This is a genomic window from Eikenella sp., from assembly GCF_057315495.1.
In genome coordinates, this window is record NZ_DBHKXY010000015.1 from 1 (window position 1) to 5,506 (window position 5,506).

Sequence of the window (5,506 nt, forward strand, 5' to 3'; positions counted from 1 at the left end):
AGAAACCGGCAATCAGGAACACGCCCAGCATGGTTAAGAAGCTACCTGAAAAACCGCCGCCCAAAAACGGCGCTTCACCCGTGGTGAAATTGGTTAAGCCAACGTATTCGCCGCCCAACAGGCCGAAAATAGTGAGCACTCCTACACCGAGGAACACGATGACCGTAATCACTTTAATCAGCGCAAACCAATATTCCGACTCACCAAATGCCTTAACCGACAACAAGTTCAACAACACAATCAGCCCGAAAAACAGCAGACTCCAGCCCCAAGGCGGCATAAAGCGCATCGGTTCCCAATACGTGATGACCAGCGCGGCAATGGAAATATCCGCCGCCACCGTAATCACCCAGTTAAACCAATAGTTCCAGCCCAAGGCATAGCCCAGCGAGGGATCAACAAACTTGGCGGCATAAGTAGAAAACGAGCCGGACACCGGCAGATGGGTCGCCATTTCGCCCAAGGAAGTCATCAGGAAATACACCATCAGGCCGATGGCGGCATAAGCCACCAATGCGCCGCCCGGGCCCGCCATATGGATGGCGCTGCCGCTGGCCATAAACAGGCCGGTGCCGATGCTGCCACCGATGGCGATCATCGAGAGATGACGGGTTTTCAAATGACGTTGCACTTTAGTGCTGCCAGAAGAAGCCGGTGCGGGCGCCACGGCCACAGCCGCAGCAGAATTACCATCAAAAGAACTCATGTTGGTTCCTTTCAAAAAGCATATAGCCAAAATCTTTTTCTGCCATAACACATTGAACGGCAAGAAAAAACGACTTTAGCTATACGTTATTACGCACAGCGGCGCGCCAGCACCGCAACTCAATTTTGGGCGGATTATAAACCCTGATCGCCCGCTGAAAAACCCATAATTTCCCCTAGCGGCCAAATCAGCCAAATTAGCTGCCTTTTTTAATTGGCACATTACTCAACCAGTACCCAACCCGTTGCCCTGAAAGCCGCTTAATACCTGGCCTCACGCGCCAAGCAAGCCCCGCGCTGCCGCTGCGGAAAAACGTAACATAAAAACCACATTTGGCCAGCGGCCTCTGCAAAAATACTTGCAGGCTACCTGAAAGCGCCCGATTGGGTTTCAGGTAGCCTGCTTGATGTGGCGGTACGCGGTACTGAATAGTGCGCCCCTGCCGATTGGAAACGGGAAAAGCAGCAGCAAAGCCGATTAGTGTGGGCTCGACAAAAGGCTACCTGAAAACGCCCGCTCAAACGAAGACGCCGCGCTCGGCTGCATTCCCAAATTTCAGCTAGCCTCCACCTCCCCATCACAGCCTACCGCGCATCACTGCTCGCCGCGCCGGAATACCCATTCGTTTTCCGAAGACGCTGCCGCGCAGAAGGCGTAGCCCTCGCTGTTGAAATCCAGCAGCTGATCCGGCTCGGTGAGGGCGTGTTCTGCGGCGTAGCGCAGCATCAGGCCGCGTGCGCGTTTAGCGTAGAAGCTGATGATTTTGTAGCGGCCGTTTTTCTCGTCTTGAAACACCGGGGTAATCAGGCGGCCGCCGAGCTTGGCCGGCTGCACGGCTTTGAAATATTCCTGCGAAGCCAGGTTCACCAATACATCGGTTTGCGCCTCGGCCATGCGTTCGGCCAGCAATTCGGTAATCAAGTCACCCCAGAAGGCATATAAATCCTTGCCGCGCGGATTGGCCAGCTTGGTGCCCATTTCCAAGCGGTAGGGCTGGATTAAATCCAGCGGGCGCAACAGGCCGTAGAGACCGGAAAGCAGGCCGGCATGGCTTTGCAGCCAATCAATTTGCGGCGGGATGAGGCTCTCGGCATCGAGGCCTTCATACACATCGCCGTTAAACAAATACACCGCCTGCTTGGCGTTTTGCAGGCTAAACGGCGGCTGCCAGGCCGCATTGCGCTCGGCATTGAGGCGGGCGATTTTGTCCGACACGCCCATCAGCGCCGACAAATCCTGCGGCGCCAGCTCGCGCAGTTGCGCCATCAGAATGGCAGACTGCTCAAGCAGCGCGGGCTGGCTGTGTTCCTTAGTGGGCGCGGCGGCGGTTTCGTTTAGGTTTTTAGCGGGCGAGAGGATGAAAAACATAGTTTTCTCTTTAATTGAAATGTGCAAATTGGCGGGCAGTTTAGCCGCCTGCAGGGCAACAGGCAAACGGCGGAATAAATCGGCGCGATAGTTTGCAGATAGTTTTCAGGTAGCCTTTACCCCGCCTGCCTCATTAAAATAGCCGCCTCCATAAAAGGCTACCTGAAAACCATGTTCGGCATCATCAACCCCCTCTCCTACCTGATCGGCACCATCATCCTCATCATCATGCCCGGCCCGAACAGCATGTTTTGCCTCTCCGTAGCCGCACAACACGGCGCGCGCAAGGCCTACCGCGCCGTATGCGGCGTGCTGCTGGGCGATTTAGTGCTGATCCTGCTCACCGTGCTCGGCGCCGGCACGGTGCTCAAGCTCTATCCCGCCCTATTTCACGCTATGAAACTCGCCGGCGGCCTGTATCTGGCCTACATCGGCTTCGGCCTCTTGCGCGGCGCAGTGCGCAAATGGTTTGCCCCGCCGCCCATTTTGGCAGCCGGTTTGCCGCCCACCCGGCCCGCCGGGCACATCTTCAAACGCGCCCTGCTGCTCAGCCTCACCAACCCCAAAGCCATCCTGTTTTTGCTGTCGTTTTTCGTTCAGTTCGTCGATCCCGCCTATCCGCACCCCGCCCTCTCCTTCCTGCTGCTGGCACTGGTGATGCAAACCGTCAGCTTCAGCTACCTCACCCTGCTCGTTTTCGCCGGACACCGCCTCGCCAACCTATTCCGCCGCCACCGCTGTGTGACCACCGCCTGCACCGCCGCCACCGGCCTGCTCTTTATCGGCTTCGCCGTGAGCCTGTGGCTGGCGGGAATCGAGTTTTAATTTAGCGTTTCAGCTAGCCTCATTCAGATAGAAATAACTGCTCAGGCTACCTGAAAAGCACAACAGATTGCCGTATAATTGGCGGCATTTGGCCTCGCGCCCCATCATTGCCGAATTAAGGAATCCCCATGCGCAAATTCATCCCCCTCCTCGCCGCCCTCGCCCTTTCCGCCTGCTCCAGCCTCGGCAACCAAGCTTTCAGCGGCGAAAGCGCCACTTTCGGCAGCGACAACATCTTACGCGACGACGTGCTCAAAGTCGTGCGTACCGCCGAAGCCGCCTCGTTCAACTGCCGCAACATCGAATCCGTACACAGCAAAATCAACAGCGCCCACAAAGTGCACGGCCGCCTGCAGGTGCGCGAAGTGTGGACCGTCCGCGCCTGCGGCCAAGCCCACCGCTACAACATCGGCCTATTCGAAGACGAGCGCGGCGAAACCGACTTCACCGTCGGCCTAATTTCCCGCTAAACACCAAAGAAAGGCTACCTGAAAATGATGTCTTGCGGAGCAAGGCTGAGTTTCTGCAAGGCTAAAAAGGATTGGCCGATTTTCAGGTAGCCTCGTGAAGTAAACTAGTAGAATGTGTACCGCACAACTCCCTCATGCGAGCTACGACTTGCTGAAGAATATCTTAATATAGAGCACAAGCAACCTAGTTACATATAGTTTTAAATAACTTGAAACCTCTAAGGTAAAACACCATGCCCAAACGTACCGACCTAAAATCCATCCTTATCATCGGCGCCGGCCCTATCGTTATCGGTCAGGCCTGCGAATTTGACTATTCGGGCGCACAGGCCTGCAAGGCTTTGCGTGAAGAAGGCTATAAAGTCATTCTAGTGAATTCCAACCCCGCCACGATCATGACCGACCCTGAAATGGCGGATGTTACCTACATCGAGCCGATTATGTGGCAGACGGTGGAGAAGATTATCGCCAAGGAGCGGCCTGATGCGATTCTGCCCACGATGGGCGGCCAGACCGCGCTGAACTGTGCGCTGGATTTGGCGCGCAACGGCGTGCTGGCGAAATACAACGTCGAGCTGATCGGTGCGACCGAAGACGCGATTGACAAGGCGGAAGACCGTGGCCGCTTTAAAGAAGCGATGGAAAAAATCGGTTTGTCTTGCCCGAAATCTTTTGTCTGCCACACCATGAACGAAGCTTTGGCAGCACAAGAACAGGTCGGCTTCCCTACCCTGATTCGCCCTTCTTTCACCATGGGCGGTTCGGGCGGCGGTATTGCCTACAATAAAGATGAGTTCTTGGCGATTTGCGAACGCGGTTTTGATGCTTCGCCTACGCATGAGTTGCTGATTGAGCAGTCCGTTCTCGGTTGGAAAGAGTACGAGATGGAAGTTGTACGCGATAAAAACGACAACTGCATCATCATCTGCTCGATTGAAAACTTCGACCCAATGGGCGTACATACCGGCGACTCCATCACTGTTGCGCCTGCACAAACATTGACCGACAAAGAATACCAAATCATGCGTAATGCTTCGTTGGCAGTATTGCGCGAAATCGGCGTGGATACCGGTGGCTCAAACGTTCAGTTTGCGGTGAACCCTGAAAATGGCGAGATGATTGTGATTGAGATGAACCCGCGCGTGAGCCGTTCGTCCGCGCTGGCTTCCAAAGCAACGGGCTTCCCGATTGCGAAGGTGGCGGCGAAGCTGGCGGTCGGCTTTACGCTGGACGAGTTGCGCAACGACATTACCGGCGGTCGCACCCCTGCGTCGTTCGAGCCTTCCATCGACTATGTCGTGACCAAAATCCCACGTTTCGCATTTGAAAAATTCCCTGCCGCAGACGACCGCCTGACCACGCAAATGAAATCTGTGGGCGAAGTGATGGCAATGGGCCGCACGATTCAGGAAAGCTTCCAAAAAGCCTTGCGCGGTTTGGAAACCGGCTTGTGCGGTTTCAACCCTCGCAGCGAAGACAAAGCGGAAATCCGCCGCGAACTGGCCAACCCCGGCCCTGAGCGTATGCTGTTTGTGGCAGACGCATTCCGCGCAGGCTTCACGCTGGAAGAAATCCATGAAATCTGCGCCATCGACCCTTGGTTCTTGGCACAAATCGAAGACTTGGTGAAAGAAGAGCAGCAGGTAAGTGCAGGCTGCCTGCAAGATTTGGATTTCGCCGCCTTACGTCGTCTGAAACGCAAAGGCTTCTCCGACAAACGCATCGCGCAGCTTTTGGGCGTAAAAGAAAAAGAAGTGCGCGAACACCGCTACGCGCTGAAACTGCATCCGGTTTACAAACGCGTCGATACCTGCGCCGCCGAATTTGCCACCGAAACCGCCTATCTCTATTCCACTTACGAAGAGGAATGCGAATCCCGTCCTTCCGACCGTAAAAAAGTGATGATTCTCGGCGGCGGTCCAAACCGTATCGGCCAAGGTATCGAATTTGACTACTGCTGCGTTCATGCCGCTCTCGCCCTGCGCGAATCCGGTTTTGAAACCATCATGGTCAACTGCAACCCTGAAACCGTATCCACCGACTTCGACACCAGCGACCGCCTGTACTTTGAGCCGCTGACCTTGGAAGACGTGTTGGAAATCGTCCGCACCGAAAACCCATGGGGCGTGATTGTGCA

Annotated in this window: 5 protein-coding genes; 3 read left to right on the forward strand and 2 right to left on the reverse strand. The window is 55.3% G+C overall.

The features are described from left to right. A partial coding sequence (locus ACO6EE_RS02365) for an amino acid permease (RefSeq protein ID WP_485958960.1) occupies positions 1-598 on the reverse strand: 598 nt, incomplete at its 3' end. A gap of 702 nt (positions 599-1,300) precedes the next feature. Then, positions 1,301-2,074, reverse strand: coding sequence for a peroxide stress protein YaaA (gene yaaA, locus ACO6EE_RS02370; RefSeq protein ID WP_485958952.1), 774 nt, complete (start codon positions 2,072-2,074; stop codon positions 1,301-1,303). A 171-nt stretch (positions 2,075-2,245) separates the two neighbouring features. Here yaaA and leuE point away from each other — a divergent pair, with 171 nt between their 5' ends. The 3 genes from leuE to carB form a co-directional block, all read left to right on the forward strand. Continuing rightward, positions 2,246-2,899, forward strand: coding sequence for a leucine efflux protein LeuE (gene leuE / locus ACO6EE_RS02375; RefSeq protein WP_485958954.1), 654 nt, complete (start codon positions 2,246-2,248; stop codon positions 2,897-2,899). Between the two features lie 128 nt (positions 2,900-3,027). Continuing rightward, entirely contained in the window at positions 3,028-3,369 is a 342-nt protein-coding gene (locus ACO6EE_RS02380) for a hypothetical protein (protein ID WP_485958956.1), read from the forward strand. 233 nt (positions 3,370-3,602) lie between these two features. Continuing rightward, the coding region (gene carB / locus ACO6EE_RS02385) for a carbamoyl-phosphate synthase large subunit (protein ID WP_485958958.1) at positions 3,603-5,506 on the forward strand (1,904 nt) is incomplete at its 3' end.

Coding starts and splice junctions, on each gene's coding strand:
- yaaA (WP_485958952.1), bottom strand. CDS start 2,074: ATGTTTTTCATCCTCTCGCCCGCTAAAAACCTAAACGAAACCGCCGCC.
- leuE (WP_485958954.1), top strand. CDS start 2,246: ATGTTCGGCATCATCAACCCCCTCTCCTACCTGATCGGCACCATCATC.
- ACO6EE_RS02380 (WP_485958956.1), top strand. CDS start 3,028: ATGCGCAAATTCATCCCCCTCCTCGCCGCCCTCGCCCTTTCCGCCTGC.